Source organism: Novosphingobium sp. FW305-C-111, from assembly GCF_058783565.1.
The window spans coordinates 93,111-108,977 of record NZ_JBYSYP010000006.1; the positions used below are offsets into that span (position 1 = coordinate 93,111).

A 15,867-nucleotide genomic window follows, 5' to 3' on the forward strand; every position below is an offset into this window, starting at 1 on the left:
GATTTGGGGGAGGCGGAACGAAAAGTAAACGGATCAGGCGCTCAGCGGGTCGCCTTCCACACCGTGTCGCCTTTCACGACCGTCTCCAGCACCTTGATGTCGCGGATGCCTTCAATTGGCGTTTCGAGCGGGTTGTGGTCGAGCACCACGAAGTCGGCGAGGAACCCGGGAGCGATGCGTCCCTTGCGCTTCTCCTCGAACATCTGGAACGCTGGCCCGGTCGTCAGCGCCTGCAAGGCCGCGTAGGCGTCGATCCGCTCGGCCGGACCGCTCACAATGCCGGTTTTGGATTGGCGCGCCATAGCGCTCCACAGCATGAACCGGGTGTCGAGCGGCGTGACCGGGAAGTCCGTGTGGTTCGATACGATGAGCCCGGCATCGCGCGCGGACTTCATCGGGCTGATGAAATCGACCACGCCCGCATCGAAGTTGGTGCGATGGACATCGCCCCAGTAGAACGTGTGATTGGTAAAATAGGCCGGGCTGACCCCGATCCTCTCGTAATCGAAGAGTTGGTCGGGCCGCTGGAATTGCGAGTGGATCACCACCGGGCGCTGGTCCTGCGCGGCGGTGAGGCCAAGCGCGTCGAAACCGTGGATCGCCATGTCGATCGCGGCGTCACCGTTGGCGTGGGCGAAAATCTGCCAGCCGCGGTCGTGGACCTTGCGCGCGGCCGCGATAAACTCGGCCTCGCTGGTCACCGGCTGGCCATGCCACGGGTGCGAGCCGTCAGGCGCGCCCAGCTTGTAGTCTGTCGTGAAGAAGGCGGTACGCGCCTGGGGCGACCCGTCGAGCACGAACTTGATGCCTTCGACCTTCACGTGGCCCCGATACTCGCGCATCACGAGCTTGGGGTCGGCCAGCAGCGCGTCGAGCTGGATCCACGTCGGCAGCAAGGCGAGGTCGAGCTTGAGCCGGGCGTCCACCTCCGGGCTGGTCAGGAACGCAAGGTCCTCCGGCGAGGTCGCGCCGTCCTGCGCGTGGACATAGCCCTCGGCGAGGTACATCCGCTGTACCTGCTCGAGCGCGGCGAGCTTCTGCTCGGTGCTCGGCAGCGGGATTTTCGGCGTGATGAGGACCATCGCCCGCTCGAACAGCACGCCGTTGGGCGCGCCGTCGGCGTCGCGGACCATCACCCCACCCTCGGGCGTCGGCGTGTCGCGGCCGATCCCGGCATCCGCAAGCGCCGCGCCGCTGGCGACGAGGCCGTGGCCGGAAATGTGGATCAGGGCGATCCGGTAGCCCGGAAAAGCGGCGTCGAGTTCGGCGCGCGTGACGTGACGCTTCTCGGCGAGGTCCTGCTCGTTGTAGCGCATCGCCACGACCCAGCCACCGGGCGGAATGGCATTTGCGTCGATGTAGCGGCGGATCGCGCTCAGCAGGCTGGCGGTACTGTTGACCGGTCCGTTCGCCGGGTTGCCGAGATCGAGCCGCCCCGCGACCTGCAGTGCCATCGCGAAATGCGAATGCGCGTCGATGAAGCCGGGCAGCATGGTCGCGCCGTTGAGGTCGTGCTTGGTCGCTCGCGATCCGCCGAACTTGCGCGCGCCCTCGCGCGAGCCTGTCCATACGATCCGTCCTTCGCGCACGACGACGGCCTCGACCGTCTGCGGCGTGTCGCCGTCCATCGTGATGATTATCCCGCCTTCCCAGACGTCGGCCGGACCTTTGGCCGACGCGGGCATTGCGATTGCAATGGCGAAGCTGCCGCACACCGTCGCGGCGAGGCGCTTGCTCATTCTATGATTTCCCTCTCGCCCATGGGCGCACCGCACCCTTTTCCGCGAGCAGCGTAGCATTGTTGGCCGGAAGGGAAACCGGTCACATCGCCAGATCGCCCTGTCCTACATAGCGGAGATGTGGCAGCCCGAGCGAATGTTCGGAACCGTCAGGTCAGCAATCGCGGGGGCACTGTTCCAGCAGCACGCAACGGCCTCGTCGCTTTTCTCTCTGGACCGTGTCAACTTCGTCAACTTCGCAGGATTTCGGGGACGCGCTTGCGCTTTGTCCCCATATCCGCAAAAGGCGCGGGATCATGACTGACGCCGATCTCCACGCCGCCGCGCAGGTCTCCAAGGCCTGGCCCTTCGAGGAAGCCCGCAAGCTGGTGAAGCGCTTCCCGCAGGGCAAACCGGGCGGCGCTCCGGTGCTGTTCGAAACGGGTTACGGGCCGAGCGGCCTGCCGCACATCGGCACGTTCCAGGAAGTCCTGCGCACGACGCTGGTCCGACGCGCCTACGAGACGCTGACCGGCGGCGCTCCGACGCGGCTGGTGGCGTTTTCCGACGACATGGACGGACTGCGCAAGGTCCCCGACAATATTCCCAACCCGGGGCTCCTCGCGGCGCATCTCGGCCATCCGCTGAGCCGTATCCCTGACCCGTTCGGCAAGTACGAAAGCTTCGCGCACCACAACAACGCGATGCTGCGCGAATTCCTCGACCGCTTCGGGTTCGAGTACGAGTTCGTATCCGCGTCCGAGCGTTACAATTCGGGCGGGTTCGACGACGCGCTGAAGAACGTGCTCGCGCATTACGACGCGATCCAGGCGATCATGCTGCCGACGCTGCGCGAAGAACGCCGCAAGACCTACTCGCCGGTGCTGCCGGTCTCGCCGACCAATCACCAGGTGCTGCAGGTCCCGATCGAAGTGGTCGATGCCGCCGCCGGGATCATCCGCTTCGAGGACATGACCGGCGACATGGTTGAGCAGTCAATCCTCGGCGGCAAGTCCAAGCTGCAGTGGAAGGTCGACTGGGCGATGCGCTGGGTTGCATTGGGCGTCGATTACGAGATGTGCGGCAAGGACCTGACCGACAGCGTCACCCAGTCTGGCAAGATCGCCCAAGTGCTCGGCGGGCGGCGGCCGGAGGGGCTGATCTACGAACTGTTCCTCGACGAAAAGGGCGAGAAGATCTCCAAGACCAAGGGCAACGGCCTCTCGATCGAGGAGTGGCTGACCTACGGCAGCGAGGAAAGCCTCGGCTTCTACATCTACCGCGAACCGAAGAGTGCGAAGTCGCTCCACGTTGGGGTAATTCCGCGCGCGGTCGACGAATACTGGCAGTTCCGCGAAAAGCTCGCCAGCCAGCCGGTCGAGCAGCAGCTCGGCAACCCGGTCTGGCACCTGCTGCGCGCCAATGGCGAGCGCGAAGGGGCGGGGGACAAGCTGCCGGTCACGTATGGCCTTCTGCTGAACCTCGTCGGCGTGCTGGGGCCGAAGGCGACGCGTGAGCAGGTCTGGTCGTATCTCGCGAACTACGTCGCCGAAGCCGATCCGGCGCAGCATCCCGAGCTCGACAAGCTGGTCACCACCGCGCTTGCCTACAACCGCGATTTCGTCGCGCCGACGCTGAACCGGCGCAAGCCCGAAGCGGGCGAGGCGGCCGCTCTGGCGGCGCTCGACGAGGAGCTGGCGGCGACCTCCGACGACGCGACGGCCGAGGAACTGCAGAACATCGTCTACGAGATCGGCAAGGACCCGCACTACGGGTTCGAGCAGCTGCGCGACTGGTTCAAGTGCCTCTACGAGACGCTGCTCGGCTCCAGCGCCGGGCCGCGGATGGGCAGCTTCATCGCGCTCTACGGCATCGCCAACACCCGGGAACTTATCGCCGAGGCCCTCGTATCGCAGGCATGAAGCTCGACGTCAGTCCACAGGCCCTCGCGCAGGAGCTGCTCGGCAGGCCGTTCGACGAACTCGATGCCGACGAGCAGCGCGCGCTGGAGCGGGTGTCGTGCACCGACATCTCGCTGGATCCCGACGAGATCGACGCCGTGCACGTGCCGCTGGGTGACCGGCTTGCCGACCGGGTGGCATCGGTCGGCGGATCGTGGGGCTTCATCCTGGTGTTCTCGGGCATCCTGCTCGCGTGGATGCTGGTCAACAGCAAGGCGTTCACCGGCCTGGTGCCGCACTGGGACGAGTATCCCTACGTCTTCCTCAACCTCATGCTCTCGACGATCGCCGCGCTGCAGGCCCCGATCATCATGATGAGCCAGAACCGCTCGGCGAAGAAGGACCGCATCGCCAATCGCCACGACTACGAGGTCAACCTGCGCACCACGGTCGAGCTGCTGAGGCTGCACCGCAAGATCGACAAGCTCTTCAACAAGCTGGGCAAGATGGAGGGCAAAGTCGACGATGTCGCGCTCAACACCGAGGCGGTCGTGCACGAAGTCGCTGGCGTGCCGGCGGCGAGCTCTACCTAGACCTCGCCGCGATCCAGCGGTCGATCTTGGCCTCCAGCACCGGTAGCGGCAGCGCGCCGGAACCCAGCACCTGATCGTGGAACTCGCGGATGTCGAAGCGGCTGCCGAGCTTCTGTTCGGCCTCGCGCCGCAGTCGCTGGATCATCAGCGCGCCGATCTTGTAGGCGAGCGCCTGCGCCGGGTTGGCAATATAGCGTTCGACTTCGGCGGTCGCGTCGGAGCGGCCCATGCCGGAGTTGGCGAGCATGTATTCGATCGCCTGCTCGCGGTTCCAGCCCTTGGTGTGGAGACCGGTGTCGACCACGAGCCGCATCGCCCGCAGCATCTCGTCATCGAGCGTGCCCCAGTGCTGCCAGGGATCTTCGTAGAGCCCCATCTCGAAGCCCAACGTCTCGGCATAGAGCGCCCAGCCTTCGAGGTAGGCGGTGTTGCCGCCAAACCGCTGGAAATCGGGCAGCCGGGTGTTTTCCTGCGCGAGGCTGATCTGGAAGTGGTGCCCCGGCGCGCCCTCGTGGAGATAGAGCGTGGCGACCCCGGTGAGGAACCGGCTGGGGAGATCGTAGGTGTTGAAGTAGAAGATGCCCGGCCTGCTGCCGTCGGCGGAGCCCTCGCTGTAGCTGCCGCCCGCCTCGTACTTTTCGCGGAACGCCGGGTACGGCTGGATCAGCAACGGGGTTCGGGGGAGGTGGAGGAAGTACTTCGGCGCCAGCGCATCGACCTTTCGCCCGACCGCGCGATAGCCCTCGGCGAGCTGCTCGGCGCTCTTGGGATGGTACTGCGGGTCATTTCGCAAATGCTCGAAGAACGCCGGGAGCGGCCCGGTGAAGCCCATCTGGACCTTGACCGTTTCCATCTCACGCTGGATCCGGGCCACTTCGGCGAGGCCCAGCTGGTGGACCGCTGCGGGATCGAGGTCGAGCGTGGTGTTCTCGCGGATCAGCAGGCGATAGAGCCGCGGTCCGCCCTTCATCGCCGACAGGCCCACGTCCTCGCGCGCGGCCGCCAGGTATTCGCCTGCAAGGAAATCGCGCAGGCGGCGGTAGGCGGGATAGATTTCGCCCTCGATAACGCTGCGGTATTCGCGCGTCAGCCGCTGCCGTTCGGTGGCAGGCATGGTGTCGGAGAATTTCGTGACCGGCTCATAGAACGGCGAATCCTCGACCTTCTGGGCGAGCAGCCCGTCGATCTGGCCGATCATGTTGCGCGTGGTCAGCTTGGTTTCGACCACGCCGCTGCGCATTCCCTGACGGAACCGGGCGACGGCATTGTCGAGCACCCGGGCGAAGGCGCGGTTCCGGGCGAGGTTGTTGTCGTAGTTGGCGACCGTTGCCAGCGGCGTCCCGGCCTCGCCCGAGGCATAAGCCGGAAAATCGACGTGCAGCCCGTAGAAGTGGTTGAACGGGCGGACCTCGGTCAGCGCGACGTTTTCGGGCAGAAGGAACGTGCGTTCCTGCTCCTTCATCTCGCGGAAGACGTCGTAGGATATCTGCTGGTCGGGATCGAGCGCGCTGCGGTCGATCTTGCCGAGACGCGCAAGCGCAGCATCATTGGCCTTGCGTTCCCGGCGGAGGAGCTCGTCGGTGAACAGCAGAAGGAGCCGGTCCGCAGGAACGTCCTGGCCTCTCGCGAGGCCGCCGATGGGATCGAGCAGGGCAGCGGCGCGGGCATCGTCGCGGAACAGCCGCGCAAGCTCGTTCGCTCCCGTCGCCGGCGCGGTGGCGGACTGTGCAGCCGGCCGTGACTGCTGCGGCGCGGCCGACGCCCCGACGCAGCCCGCCAGCGCCAGGATCAGCGGCGCGCTCCAGCGCACGTGCCGGAAGCGGTTCACCACCAGGGGCGCGCCCGGTACCATTTGGTCAGCACGTACTTGACCCCGCGGACGACCGGCGTGCCTGCATGAAGGCTGTTGCGGTTCGGCGTGCCGTCCGGCGACATGTTGTTCCAGACGAGCAGGGACCCCGGCTGGGGCGGCACGCTGAGGTTGACCTTGGGAAAATCCGTCGTCCCCCCGGCCTCGACGGGGTTGAGATAGGCCATCGCGGTCCAGCTGCGCTGCCCGGCCTGGTTCTCGCGCTCGAAATAGCGGGCGCCGGTGTCGAACCAGTCGAAGTGGGCCTTGAACTCCTGTCCCGGCTGGTAACGCTGGCCCTGGATCGTCTCGCCGAAGCGCGGCTCGATGCCCAGCAGGTCGTCGATCCGGCGCTGGATCATCTGGATGAACGGATCGAACGGATCGACGTCGCCCGAATAGCTGGTCCGGGCGCCTCCGCCGCTGCCGTCGTACATCGCCGAGGGCTTGGCCACGCTATCGACGATCCGGACCAGCCGCTCGCACTCCGCCGGGCGAAAGAAGTTCGATATGCCATAGATCGTCAGTCCCTCGACTGGGATCCGGTATGCCGCCGGATCGGCATCGAGACGCGCGCTCACGGCCTTGCCGAGCGCCTTCAGTTCGGCGGTATTGTCGCGCCGGGACAGAGGTTTGTAGGATTGAGGCATTGTCGTCAAAGCCTCATGCCGGAACCCTGCGGTGACCGCAAGTGTAGATGCTCGGTCCGAAACGGACTGAAATAATTGGCTAAATTCGGGAGGTTTGGATCGGGAATATTTACTTTATTGGGTCTGATACTATTAACGCCGTGCAAGGGGTGAACGGTTGCTGTGTCTCCGTCGTCCGGGGTCGCACCTGGTGAGAGTCCACGGGCGTGATGAGCCTGGGGGGCGTATCGGATATCCAGTCAACCTGATGGGTGGGACCGATTGGACGATGACAACGACTGTCCCTGATTTGAAATATCACGACATATCAACGGGTTTCTCATTCAAGGCGCTGTCTGTGGAGGCGTGTCATGGGTGAGGATGTGAATGTTGACGGCCCCACGACGGACCCCGCACGCGAACTCGTGCACGCCCGTACGCTCTATTCCATGCGTCGCCGCCGCGATTCCGCGTTCGACGGTCACGACCTGCTCGGCGAGCCCGGCTGGGACATCCTGCTCGACCTGTTCATCGGGGAACTGGAAGGCACGCGGATCCAGGTTTCGAGCGTGTGCATCGATGCCGCGATCCCGTCGACGACGATCCTGCGCTGGCTTACGCGGCTCGAGAACAGCCGGCTCGTCTATCGCGCGGCCGACCACATCGACGGCCGCCGCCGTTTCGTTCGCCTGACCGACGATGGTCGGGCCTTGATGCGCAGGGCAATCGACGCGATAGGGTTGCCACACACCCTCGAACGGTAACCCGGCGACCATCCGCCGGCATAACGGAGGCAAGGTCGCGCATATGGCTTCAACTGCAGGAACCCGCCCGATGGTCCGCTATTCGACCGGGGCCATCGCCTTTCACTGGATCATCGCACTCCTGATCGCCTTCAATTACGTGGCGGCGTGGATGGCCGAAGACCTGCCCAAGGAGCAGGCGGGGGCACTGATGGGCAATCACAAGGCGGTCGGGATCACGATCCTGCTGCTGACGGTCCTGCGGATCCTGTGGCGCATCACGCACCGCCCGCCCGCCTTCCTGACCTCGCTACAGCCGTGGGAAGCGATGCTCGCGCGGGTAACACACGCGCTGTTCTACGTGCTGATGATCGGCATTCCGCTGGCTGGCTGGCTGATGCACTCGGCCTATAGCGGAGGGGCGCCTGTCAACGCGTTCGGGGTTTTCTCCTATCCGGGGCTCCCGCTCGCTGCCGACAAGGCGGGCGCGCACACTGCGGGCGAAGTCCACGAGATCCTCGCCACCGCGATGCTGGTGCTGGCCGGGCTGCACGTGCTCGGCGCGCTCAAGCACCAGTTCCTCGACCGCGACGGATCGCTGGCGCGGATGCTGCCCTGGGGCCGCTGACGCCTGATACGAAAAACCCCCCGCGCCGGGCGCGGGGGGCTCTCGGGACTGTCTGGAGCAGCCCTTACCAGAAGAAGTCGTAGATCACGTCGACCACTTCGCCGCTGTAGATATCGACCAGCAGGACGTCGTCGTAATAGCGGACCCAGCGGTACGGACCGTAGACTTCGGGCAAGCGGTACGACCACGGATCGTTGATCCAGTAGTTGCTGCCGAAGAACAGCGAGTCCATGTAGAAGCCGATCGAGATGCGGCTGTAGCTGTAGTTCCGGTACGGCGCGTAGTAGCGGCCCATCCGGTAGTGGCTGCGATGCGCGCTGCGCCAGCTGCTCCAGTCATAACGCCGGTCGTGACGCCAGTCATGGTCCCACCGGCGATGGTCGCCGCCGCTCCAGCGCGAGCCGTCACGGCGTCCGTCACGGTCCCGCCAACCGTCGCGGTCGCGCCGGTCACGGTCGCCCCACGACGGACCGTCGCGGCGATCCGTCCACGAACCGCGCGGCTGGTCGCCGCCGCGGCGGTCGCGGTCCCACGTCCCGTCGCGGCGATCCCGGTCCCAGGTGCTCGATGTCCCACCGCGCGGCGCATCACGCCGAGCTTCGTCGCGGCGCGGATCGGTGTAGGTGGGGTTGCGGCCCGACCAGCCGCCGCGCGCTTCGTCGCGGCCTCGATCGGGAGCTGGCGGGGTTGCGCCGTTCCAGGCCGGGGCAGGGCGCGAAACCGTGCCGCCGCCCGACCAGTCGCGGCCACGGTCACCGCCGTGATGGCTGCCGTCGCCGCCACCGCCGCGCCATTCACCGCCGCGAACCGGGGCAGGCGCAGGTGCAGGGGCCGGGGCAGGAGCCCGACGGTCCCAGCCGCCGCCACCACCGCCGCCGCCGCGACCGCGCCATTCGCCGCCGCCATTCGAAGGCGGAGCCGCAGCCGGTGCGGGAGCCGGCGAAGGACGGTTGAAACCGCCGCCACCACCGCCGCCACCGCGGGCTTCGCCGCCGCCGCCGCCGCCGTGGCTGCGTCCGCCGGCCCAGCTGCCGCGCTCGCGGCCGCCTTCACCTTCGTTATCGGTCGGCCGGGCCATCGCCGGAGCGGCGACGGCCGAAACCGCCAGCGCCGCCGCCAGAGCGGTCAGCGCGCTATTCTTTCTGAACTTGAAACCGGCCATCGCCGCCACCTTCTCGAACCATATGCCGCGACGGGGCGGCTCCCATGATCGATGAATAGAGAGGATTCGCTGACGGTTAACTGAACCAAAGGCACTGCCGTTCGTTCAGGTTTGTCGCAGCGAAGATGACTAAGCGCAGCCGCCCGCTTCGTGGACCATCGTGTCCAGGGTCGAGCGCACGAGGCTTTCCGCCTCGCTCGCCGGCATGTGCGCCAGCTGTTGAAGCGTGTGGTCCTTCAGCGTCCGCTCGGCCAGCCGGTAACCGACATAATAGCCCCAGCGCGGCGGGAAGTCCGGGTTCTTGCCGTTGCCCATGAACAGGTCGCGGTAGATATCCTGGTTGGTCGAATCGAGGTTCGCCCGGACCGAGCAGATGGCCTTGCGCCAGCGCGCATCGACGGCCGGGGCGATCGGCTTCGGCGTTTCGAGCATCATCGCTGCCTGGCTGATCCCGGGGTTCATCGCCTCGGACGCCGCGGTCGCCAGCCCCTCGGTCCACAGCGAGCACCAGATCCGGTCGCATTCGGCGAAATATGCACCGTGCTCGACGTGGAATAGCTCGTGGTCGAAGAAAGGGCCAAGGTCGGCGGGCGTGTGGTACAGCGCCATCCCGTCCATCCCGAAGACCATGACCATGCGCCCGTCGAGCTCGCGGGTGCCGCCGTCCATCTCGCCCAGCGAATGAAGGACGTAGGTCGGCAGCGCCGCCGTCGAACCGGGGAAGTAGCTCGCAAAGTGTTCGCGCGCCTTGGCATAGGCGGCCGGGAACGCGGCTTGCGTTGCCTCGTAGCGTTCGCGGAGCTTGGGAAACTCGGCGAGGTTGCGCTTTACATGGGCCTCCCACTTGTCCTGCGTTGCGCCGTATCGCGGTGCATAGAACGCCGGGTAGAGCGGAACGATCTCGCGCTTGAACGCGGCCAGCCGCGCGTCCTCGTCAAGACCCTGCGTGCGGTCCCAGAACTCGACGAACGCCTGGCTGTAGTCGGTGTAGGCGGCTGGCGGCGGTGCAGGCGCGACCGCCGCCTCCGGCCGCGCACAGGCGGCAAGAAGCAGCAGTGCGCCTGCGACCAGCCGCCGCATCGTCAGCGCGTCAGCTTCTTGTACGCCAGCGCGGTCGGACGGTCGGCCGCATCGCCCAGGCGGCGGCGCTTGTCTTCCTCGTACGAGGCGAAGTTGCCTTCGAACCATTCGACGTGGCTGTTGCCCTCGAACGCCAGGATGTGGGTGGCGAGGCGGTCGAGGAAAAAGCGGTCGTGCGAAATGACCACGGCGCAGCCGGCGAAGTTCTCGATCGCGTCTTCCAATGCGGCGAGGGTTTCGACGTCAAGGTCGTTGGTCGGTTCGTCGAGCAGGAGGACGTTGCCGCCCTGCTTGAGCATCTTGGCCATGTGGACGCGGTTGCGTTCACCGCCCGAAAGCTTGCCGACGTTCTTCTGCTGGTCCGGGCCCTTGAAGTTGAACGCGCCGACATAGGCGCGGGTCGACATGTCCTGGCCATTGACTTTCATGTAGTCGAGCCCGTCGGAGATTTCCTGCCAGACGTTGTTCTTGCCGTCGAGATGGTCGCGGCTCTGGTCGACGTAGCCGAGGTGGACGGTCGAGCCGATCTCGATGCTGCCGGTGTCGGGCGTTTCCTTGCCGGTGATGATCTTGAACAGCGTCGACTTGCCCGCGCCGTTCGGACCGATCACGCCGACGATGCCGCCGGGCGGCAGGGTGAACGAAAGGTCCTCGAACAGCAGCTTGTCGCCATAGGCCTTCGAGATGTTCTTGACCTCGATGACCTTGCCGCCGAGCCGTTCCGGCACCTGGATGACGATCTGGGCCTTGCCGACGGGGCGGTTGTCCTGCGCGTTCTGGAGTTCCTCGAACTTGCGGATACGCGCCTTCGACTTGGTCTGGCGCGCGGCGGGCGTCTGCCGGATCCACTCGAGCTCGCGCTGCAGCGCCTTCTGCTTGCCGCTTTCCTCGCGCTCCTCCTGGGCCATGCGCTTGGCCTTGGTTTCGAGATAGGTCGAGTAGTTGCCTTCGTAGGGGAAGTACTTCCCGCGATCGAGCTCGAGGATCCAGCCGACCACGTTGTCGAGGAAGTAGCGGTCGTGGGTGATCATCAGCACCGCGCCGGCATAGTCCTTGAGGTGGTTTTCCAGCCATTCGACAGATTCGGCGTCGAGGTGGTTGGTCGGCTCGTCGAGCAGCAGGATCGACGGCTTCTGGATGAGCAGGCGGGTCAGCGCGATGCGGCGCTTTTCACCGCCCGAGAGGCTTTCCACCGACCAGTCGCCCGGCGGGCAGCGCAGGGCCTCCATCGCAATCTCGAGCTGGTTGTCGAGCGTCCAGCCATCGACCGCGTCGATCTTGTCCTGCAGCTCGGCCATTTCCGCGCCGAGCGCGTCGAAGTCGGCATCTTCCTCGGCCATTTCCATGCCGATCGCGTTGAAGCGCTCGACCATGTCGGCCACTTCGCGCGCGCCGTCCTTGACGTTTTCGAGCACGGTCTTGGTCGGATCGAGCTGCGGCTCCTGCTCGAGGTAGCCGACGGTGATGTTCTCGCCTGGCCAGGCCTCGCCGGTATAGTCCTTGTCGACCCCGGCCATGATCTTGATCAGTGTCGACTTGCCGGCGCCGTTGGGGCCGACGATGCCGATCTTCGCACCCTGATAGAACTGCAGGCTGATGTTGTTGAGCACCGGCTTCTGGGCGCCGGGGAAGGTTTTCGTCATGCCCTTCATGACATAGGCGTACTGGGCGGCCATGGGCGGTCGATCCTTGGTGTGAAATGGTTTGGGGCGCGTCTAGTCGCGCGAGGGGAAACCGGCAAGCAGGGGATTGGCAGGTCGCCGCACGGGAGATAGGTCTCGTAACATGCGAAACAAGTTCCGCGCCGCCGCGCTCGCCGCCATTTTCCCGGTTCTTCTCCCCACCGCAGCCCATGCCGAACCGCAAGGCTCCGTGGCCTGGGACATCGTCGTCGACCTGACGACCGAGATCGGGCCGCGCCTTGCCGGGACCGATGCCGAGGCGCGGGCACGCGCCTGGGCGGAAGGGCGGCTGACCGCACTGGGCTTCAGCAAGGTGACGACCGAGCCCTATGTCATGCCGGCGTGGGTGCGCGGCGTCGAAACGGCGAAGCTGACCGCGCCGTACCAGCAGAACCTCGCCATCACCGCGCTCGGCAACAGCGTCCCGACCCCGGCCGAGGGGATGGAGGGCGAACTCGTCTCTTTCCCGACGCTTGATGCGCTGAAAGCCGCGCCCGAGGGTTCGCTTGCGGGCAAGATCGCCTTCATCGACCATGCCATGCGCGCGACGATGGACGGCAGCGGCTATGGCCCGTTCGGCAACGTCCGGCGGCAGGGACCGTCGATCGCCGCGTCGAAGGGCGCGGTCGCGGTGGTGATCCGCTCCGCCGGGACCGACAGCCACCGCAACCCCCATGCCGGCGCAACCAACTTCGCCAAGGACGTGAAGCCGGTTCCCGCTGGCGCGGTCTCCAACCCCGATGCCGACCTGATCGCCCGGGTCGCCGGGCGGGGCAAGCCGATGCGGGTCAAGCTGACGCTGACCGGACGTCCGGCGGGCAAGATGCCTTCGGGCAACGTGATCGGCGAACTGCCGGGGCGCGATCCTTCGCTCCCGCCGATCCTGCTCGCCTGCCATCTCGACAGCTGGGACCTGGGCACCGGGGCGATCGACGACGGCGCGGGCTGCGCGATCATCACCGCTGCCGCCCTGAGGGCACAGGCGCAGGGCAAGACGCTGCGCACCATCCGCGTGCTGTGGGCCGGGGGCGAGGAGCTGGGCGGGTTCGGCGGCAACGCCTATGGCGAGCGCCACGCGAAAGAGCCGCATGGACTGGCGATGGAGAGCGACTTCGGCGCGGACAAGGTCTGGCGGGTCAACTTCAATTTCGCGCCCGCGAGCAAGCCGCTGCAGGACCGCATAACCGCCGCGCTGTGGCCGATGGGTATCGTCTCGGCCTCTGGCGAGGCGGACGTCGGGACCGACATCGGCGCGATCACCGAGAAGCAGAAACTACCCGTGGTCGATCTCAGCCAGGACGGCACGCGCTATTTCGACCTGCACCACACGCCCGACGATACCCTCGACAAGATCGACCCGGCGCAACTCGAGCAGAATGTCGCAGCCTGGGCGGCGGTGCTGGGGATCGTCGCGAACGAGCCCGGTCCGATCGTCTCGGCGGCCGCCTCCGCGAAATAGGCGGTCAGCCGGCGGGAAAGCGGACGGTGGTCCTGACGCCGCCGTCGCTGACCACCTCGATCGTCCCGCCGAGCTGATTGACGAGGCCCTTGGCGATCGCCGTGCCGAGCCCGCGGGATTTTCCGGCGCCGGCCTGGCCCATCCCGCGCCCGTTGTCCGCGACGGTGAGGACGAGCGTTTCGGCGCTGTCCTCACGCAGCGTGATCCGGATCTCGCCGGCCTGGCCGGGTCCGAACGCGTGCTTGAAGCTGTTGGTCAGCAGTTCGCTGATCAGCAGCGAAAGCGTGAGCAGGCGGCCTGTTTCGATGTTCACCGGGTCCACCGCGAGATTCACCCTGGTCGTTTCGCTTCCGGCAACCTCGCGGGTGTCATCCACGACCTGGGCGAGATGCCCCTCGACGCCGAGCCGAGCGGTCAGCGGATCGTAGAGCTGGCGATGGATGCGGCCCATCTGGGCAATGCGGGCATCGGCCCGGTCGATCACGTCCAGCGCCAGCGCCGGGTCACGCTCGATCTCGCGCCGGTTGAGGCGGAGCATGGAAGACACCGACGCCAGGTTGTTGGCGACGCGGTGCTGCAGTTCCTTGAACAGCAGCGACTGGTGCTCCGCGAGCTGCTCCACCCGTCGCTGGCTTTCGATGAGGCGGGCGTGCCGCGCCTGCAAGCCGTCGATCAGCGCGATATCGACCCCTACCACGAACAGGTAGAACAGCAGCGCCACGATGACCGGGCCACTGATGCTGAATTCTCCGAACGGCGGGATGAAAAAGTACCATGCGGCGAGCCCCGACAGCGCCGCGCAGACGATCCCCGGCCCGCGCCCGGCAAAGAAGGTTGCGACGATCACTGCGGGGAAGAACGTGACGTACGGAAAACCGGGCGGAAGATGCCCGTCAAAAACGTACCGCAGCCCCAGCGCGCCCGCGAAAAGCGCTATAGCCAGGACGTAACGGGCGAAGGGCCCGGTGACGGGCCTGGGCATGAAGCGCAAGCTGGTGGTCATTCGCCCCCATCTTGCGCAACTATCGAATGATTACAAGTGCAGCGCCCGCCAGGTCAATCCTGGCGGGCGCTCCGGTCCTGTTCAGACAGGAAGCCGCGGCTTCAGCTGTCGAGGCGCTCGATGATGATCGCCGGGGCCATGCCGCCCGCGGCGCACATCGTTACGAGGCCATAACGGCCGCCCGAACGCTCGAGCTCGTCGAGCGCGGTGCCGATCAGGATCGAGCCGGTGGCGCCGATCGGGTGGCCCAGAGCGCAAGCGCCGCCGTTGATGTTGACCTTGTCGCGGTCGAGCTCGAGGTCGCGGATGAACTTCTCGGCGACCACGGCGAACGCCTCGTTGATTTCCCAGACGTCGATGTCGTCCTTCTTGAGGCCAGCCTTTTCGAGCACCTTCTTCGCCGCCGGGACCGGCGCGTTGAGCATCAGCGTCGGATCGTCGCCCTGGTTGGCATAGGCGACGACGCGGCCGCGCGGCTTGAGGCCGTTCTTGTCCGCATATTCCTTGCTGGTCAGCAGGATCGCCGCCGCGCCGTCGACCACGCCCGAGCTGTTGCCGGCGTGGTGGAAGTGCTCGATCTTGAGATCGGGGTAGCGACGGTTGATCTGCTTGCGGAATGTCGTGCCGCCGCCGAGGTCGAAGTCGGCGATGCCGGCGAAGCTCGGCTTCAGCGAGGCGAGGCCTTCGGCGGTGGTTTCCGGCCGGGGGAACTCTTCCTTGTCGAGCGCGACGGTGCCGTCCTCGTTGTAGACGGTGACCAGGCTCTTGTCGAAACGGCCTTCGCGGATCGCGCGGGCGGCGCGTTCCTGGCTGACGAGGGCGAGGGCGTCGAGCTCTTCGCGCTTGATCCCTTCCATCGAGGCGATCGCGTCGCCGCACACGCCCTGGTGCGACTGCGGGTGCAGCGCATCGAGAGCCAGGTTGCCCGAACCCATGCCCAGCGGCTTGATCCCGGCGTTGGCTTCCTCGGCGCCTATGGCAGAGGTGTAGCTCATCATTTCGGTCCCGCCGGCGATGACGCAGTCTTCCATGCCCGACATGATCGAGGCCGCGGCGAAGTTCACCGAGCTGATCCCGCCACCGCAGAAGCGGTCGAGCGTGGTGCCCGAGGCGGAGATGTCATAGCCTGCGGCGAGCGCGGCCATGCGGCCCAGATCGCCGCCCTGCTTGCCCTTCTGGGTCGAGGTCGACCAGACGATGTCGTCGACTGTCGAGGTGTCGAGGTTGTTGCGGTCCTTGATCGCCTTGAGCACGGTCGCGGCGAGATGCTGGGGGTGAAGGTGCGAAAGCGCGCCCTTGCCGGGCTTGCCGATACCGCGAGGGGTGCGGACGGCATCGATGATATAGGCTTCAGCCATGGTGTCTCTCCTCGTGAGTCCGCCAGCGGAGGGGTTCCGGAGCCGGATTTAACCGATCGATT

The 15,867-nt window shown here is 66.3% G+C and carries 13 protein-coding genes; 5 read left to right on the forward strand and 8 right to left on the reverse strand.

The annotated features are described in order from the left end of the window. Positions 1-41 precede the first annotated feature (41 nt). Positions 42-1,739, reverse strand: a complete 1,698-nt coding sequence (locus tag AC3WLD_RS08770; protein WP_492556569.1) for an amidohydrolase — start codon at positions 1,737-1,739, stop codon at positions 42-44. Between the two features lie 296 nt (positions 1,740-2,035). Between AC3WLD_RS08770 and AC3WLD_RS08775 the strand changes: the two genes are divergently transcribed. Both AC3WLD_RS08775 and AC3WLD_RS08780 read left to right on the forward strand, forming a co-directional pair. Continuing rightward, entirely contained in the window at positions 2,036-3,640 is a 1,605-nt protein-coding gene (locus AC3WLD_RS08775; protein WP_492556570.1) for a lysine--tRNA ligase, read from the forward strand. Then, on the forward strand, positions 3,637-4,212 hold the full coding sequence (locus tag AC3WLD_RS08780) for a DUF1003 domain-containing protein (protein ID WP_492556571.1): 576 nt from the start codon (positions 3,637-3,639) through the stop codon (positions 4,210-4,212). The genes AC3WLD_RS08775 and AC3WLD_RS08780 overlap by 4 nt, the downstream gene beginning before the upstream one ends. Here AC3WLD_RS08780 and AC3WLD_RS08785 read toward each other — a convergent pair. Further along, positions 4,205-6,043 (reverse strand): DUF885 domain-containing protein, encoded by a 1,839-nt coding sequence (locus tag AC3WLD_RS08785; protein WP_492556572.1) that lies wholly within the window; start codon positions 6,041-6,043, stop codon positions 4,205-4,207. The genes AC3WLD_RS08780 and AC3WLD_RS08785 overlap by 8 nt on opposite strands. After that, positions 6,037-6,711 (reverse strand): prolyl hydroxylase family protein, encoded by a 675-nt coding sequence (locus tag AC3WLD_RS08790; protein ID WP_492556573.1) that lies wholly within the window; start codon positions 6,709-6,711, stop codon positions 6,037-6,039. The genes AC3WLD_RS08785 and AC3WLD_RS08790 overlap by 7 nt, the downstream gene beginning before the upstream one ends. Before the next feature lie 350 nt (positions 6,712-7,061). On the opposite strand from AC3WLD_RS08790, the gene AC3WLD_RS08795 reads away from it, so the two are divergent. Together AC3WLD_RS08795 and AC3WLD_RS08800 are read left to right on the forward strand one after the other, a co-directional pair. Continuing rightward, a complete protein-coding gene (locus AC3WLD_RS08795; protein WP_492556574.1) occupies positions 7,062-7,454 on the forward strand; it encodes a winged helix DNA-binding protein in 393 nt (130 codons plus the stop codon). A 70-nt stretch (positions 7,455-7,524) separates the two neighbouring features. Continuing rightward, positions 7,525-8,061 (forward strand): cytochrome b, encoded by a 537-nt coding sequence (locus tag AC3WLD_RS08800; RefSeq protein WP_492556575.1) that lies wholly within the window; start codon positions 7,525-7,527, stop codon positions 8,059-8,061. A gap of 64 nt (positions 8,062-8,125) precedes the next feature. Here the strand turns inward: AC3WLD_RS08800 and AC3WLD_RS08805 are convergent, their stop codons facing one another. From AC3WLD_RS08805 to ettA, 3 genes are all read right to left on the reverse strand, one after another. Then, positions 8,126-9,223: an RcnB family protein gene (locus AC3WLD_RS08805; protein WP_492556576.1), complete on the reverse strand. Its 1,098-nt coding sequence runs from the start codon at positions 9,221-9,223 to the stop codon at positions 8,126-8,128. Positions 9,224-9,352: 129 nt separating this feature from the next. Continuing rightward, positions 9,353-10,303: a hypothetical protein gene (locus AC3WLD_RS08810; RefSeq protein WP_492556577.1), complete on the reverse strand. Its 951-nt coding sequence runs from the start codon at positions 10,301-10,303 to the stop codon at positions 9,353-9,355. A gap of 2 nt (positions 10,304-10,305) precedes the next feature. Beyond that, positions 10,306-11,979, reverse strand: a complete 1,674-nt coding sequence (ettA, locus tag AC3WLD_RS08815) for an energy-dependent translational throttle protein EttA (protein WP_492556578.1) — start codon at positions 11,977-11,979, stop codon at positions 10,306-10,308. Between the two features lie 109 nt (positions 11,980-12,088). Here ettA and AC3WLD_RS08820 point away from each other — a divergent pair, with 109 nt between their 5' ends. Then, positions 12,089-13,444: a M28 family peptidase gene (locus tag AC3WLD_RS08820; RefSeq protein ID WP_492556579.1), complete on the forward strand. Its 1,356-nt coding sequence runs from the start codon at positions 12,089-12,091 to the stop codon at positions 13,442-13,444. Positions 13,445-13,448: 4 nt separating this feature from the next. On the opposite strand, the gene AC3WLD_RS08825 is transcribed toward AC3WLD_RS08820, so the two are convergent. After that, positions 13,449-14,447 carry a sensor histidine kinase gene (locus AC3WLD_RS08825; RefSeq protein ID WP_492556580.1) on the reverse strand — a complete coding sequence of 333 codons (999 nt, stop codon included), beginning with the start codon at positions 14,445-14,447 and terminating at the stop codon, positions 13,449-13,451. Positions 14,448-14,548: 101 nt separating this feature from the next. After that, on the reverse strand, positions 14,549-15,805 hold the full coding sequence (locus AC3WLD_RS08830) for an acetyl-CoA C-acetyltransferase (protein WP_492556581.1): 1,257 nt from the start codon (positions 15,803-15,805) through the stop codon (positions 14,549-14,551). Positions 15,806-15,867: the final 62 nt, after the last annotated feature.

Coding starts and splice junctions, on each gene's coding strand:
- ettA (WP_492556578.1), bottom strand. CDS start 11,979: ATGGCCGCCCAGTACGCCTATGTCATGAAGGGCATGACGAAAACCTTC.
- AC3WLD_RS08800 (WP_492556575.1), top strand. CDS start 7,525: ATGGTCCGCTATTCGACCGGGGCCATCGCCTTTCACTGGATCATCGCA.
- AC3WLD_RS08795 (WP_492556574.1), top strand. CDS start 7,062: ATGGGTGAGGATGTGAATGTTGACGGCCCCACGACGGACCCCGCACGC.
- AC3WLD_RS08775 (WP_492556570.1), top strand. CDS start 2,036: ATGACTGACGCCGATCTCCACGCCGCCGCGCAGGTCTCCAAGGCCTGG.
- AC3WLD_RS08805 (WP_492556576.1), bottom strand. CDS start 9,223: ATGGCCGGTTTCAAGTTCAGAAAGAATAGCGCGCTGACCGCTCTGGCG.
- AC3WLD_RS08790 (WP_492556573.1), bottom strand. CDS start 6,711: ATGCCTCAATCCTACAAACCTCTGTCCCGGCGCGACAATACCGCCGAA.
- AC3WLD_RS08820 (WP_492556579.1), top strand. CDS start 12,089: ATGCGAAACAAGTTCCGCGCCGCCGCGCTCGCCGCCATTTTCCCGGTT.
- AC3WLD_RS08830 (WP_492556581.1), bottom strand. CDS start 15,805: ATGGCTGAAGCCTATATCATCGATGCCGTCCGCACCCCTCGCGGTATC.
- AC3WLD_RS08810 (WP_492556577.1), bottom strand. CDS start 10,303: ATGCGGCGGCTGGTCGCAGGCGCACTGCTGCTTCTTGCCGCCTGTGCG.
- AC3WLD_RS08770 (WP_492556569.1), bottom strand. CDS start 1,739: ATGAGCAAGCGCCTCGCCGCGACGGTGTGCGGCAGCTTCGCCATTGCA.
- AC3WLD_RS08780 (WP_492556571.1), top strand. CDS start 3,637: ATGAAGCTCGACGTCAGTCCACAGGCCCTCGCGCAGGAGCTGCTCGGC.
- AC3WLD_RS08825 (WP_492556580.1), bottom strand. CDS start 14,447: ATGACCACCAGCTTGCGCTTCATGCCCAGGCCCGTCACCGGGCCCTTC.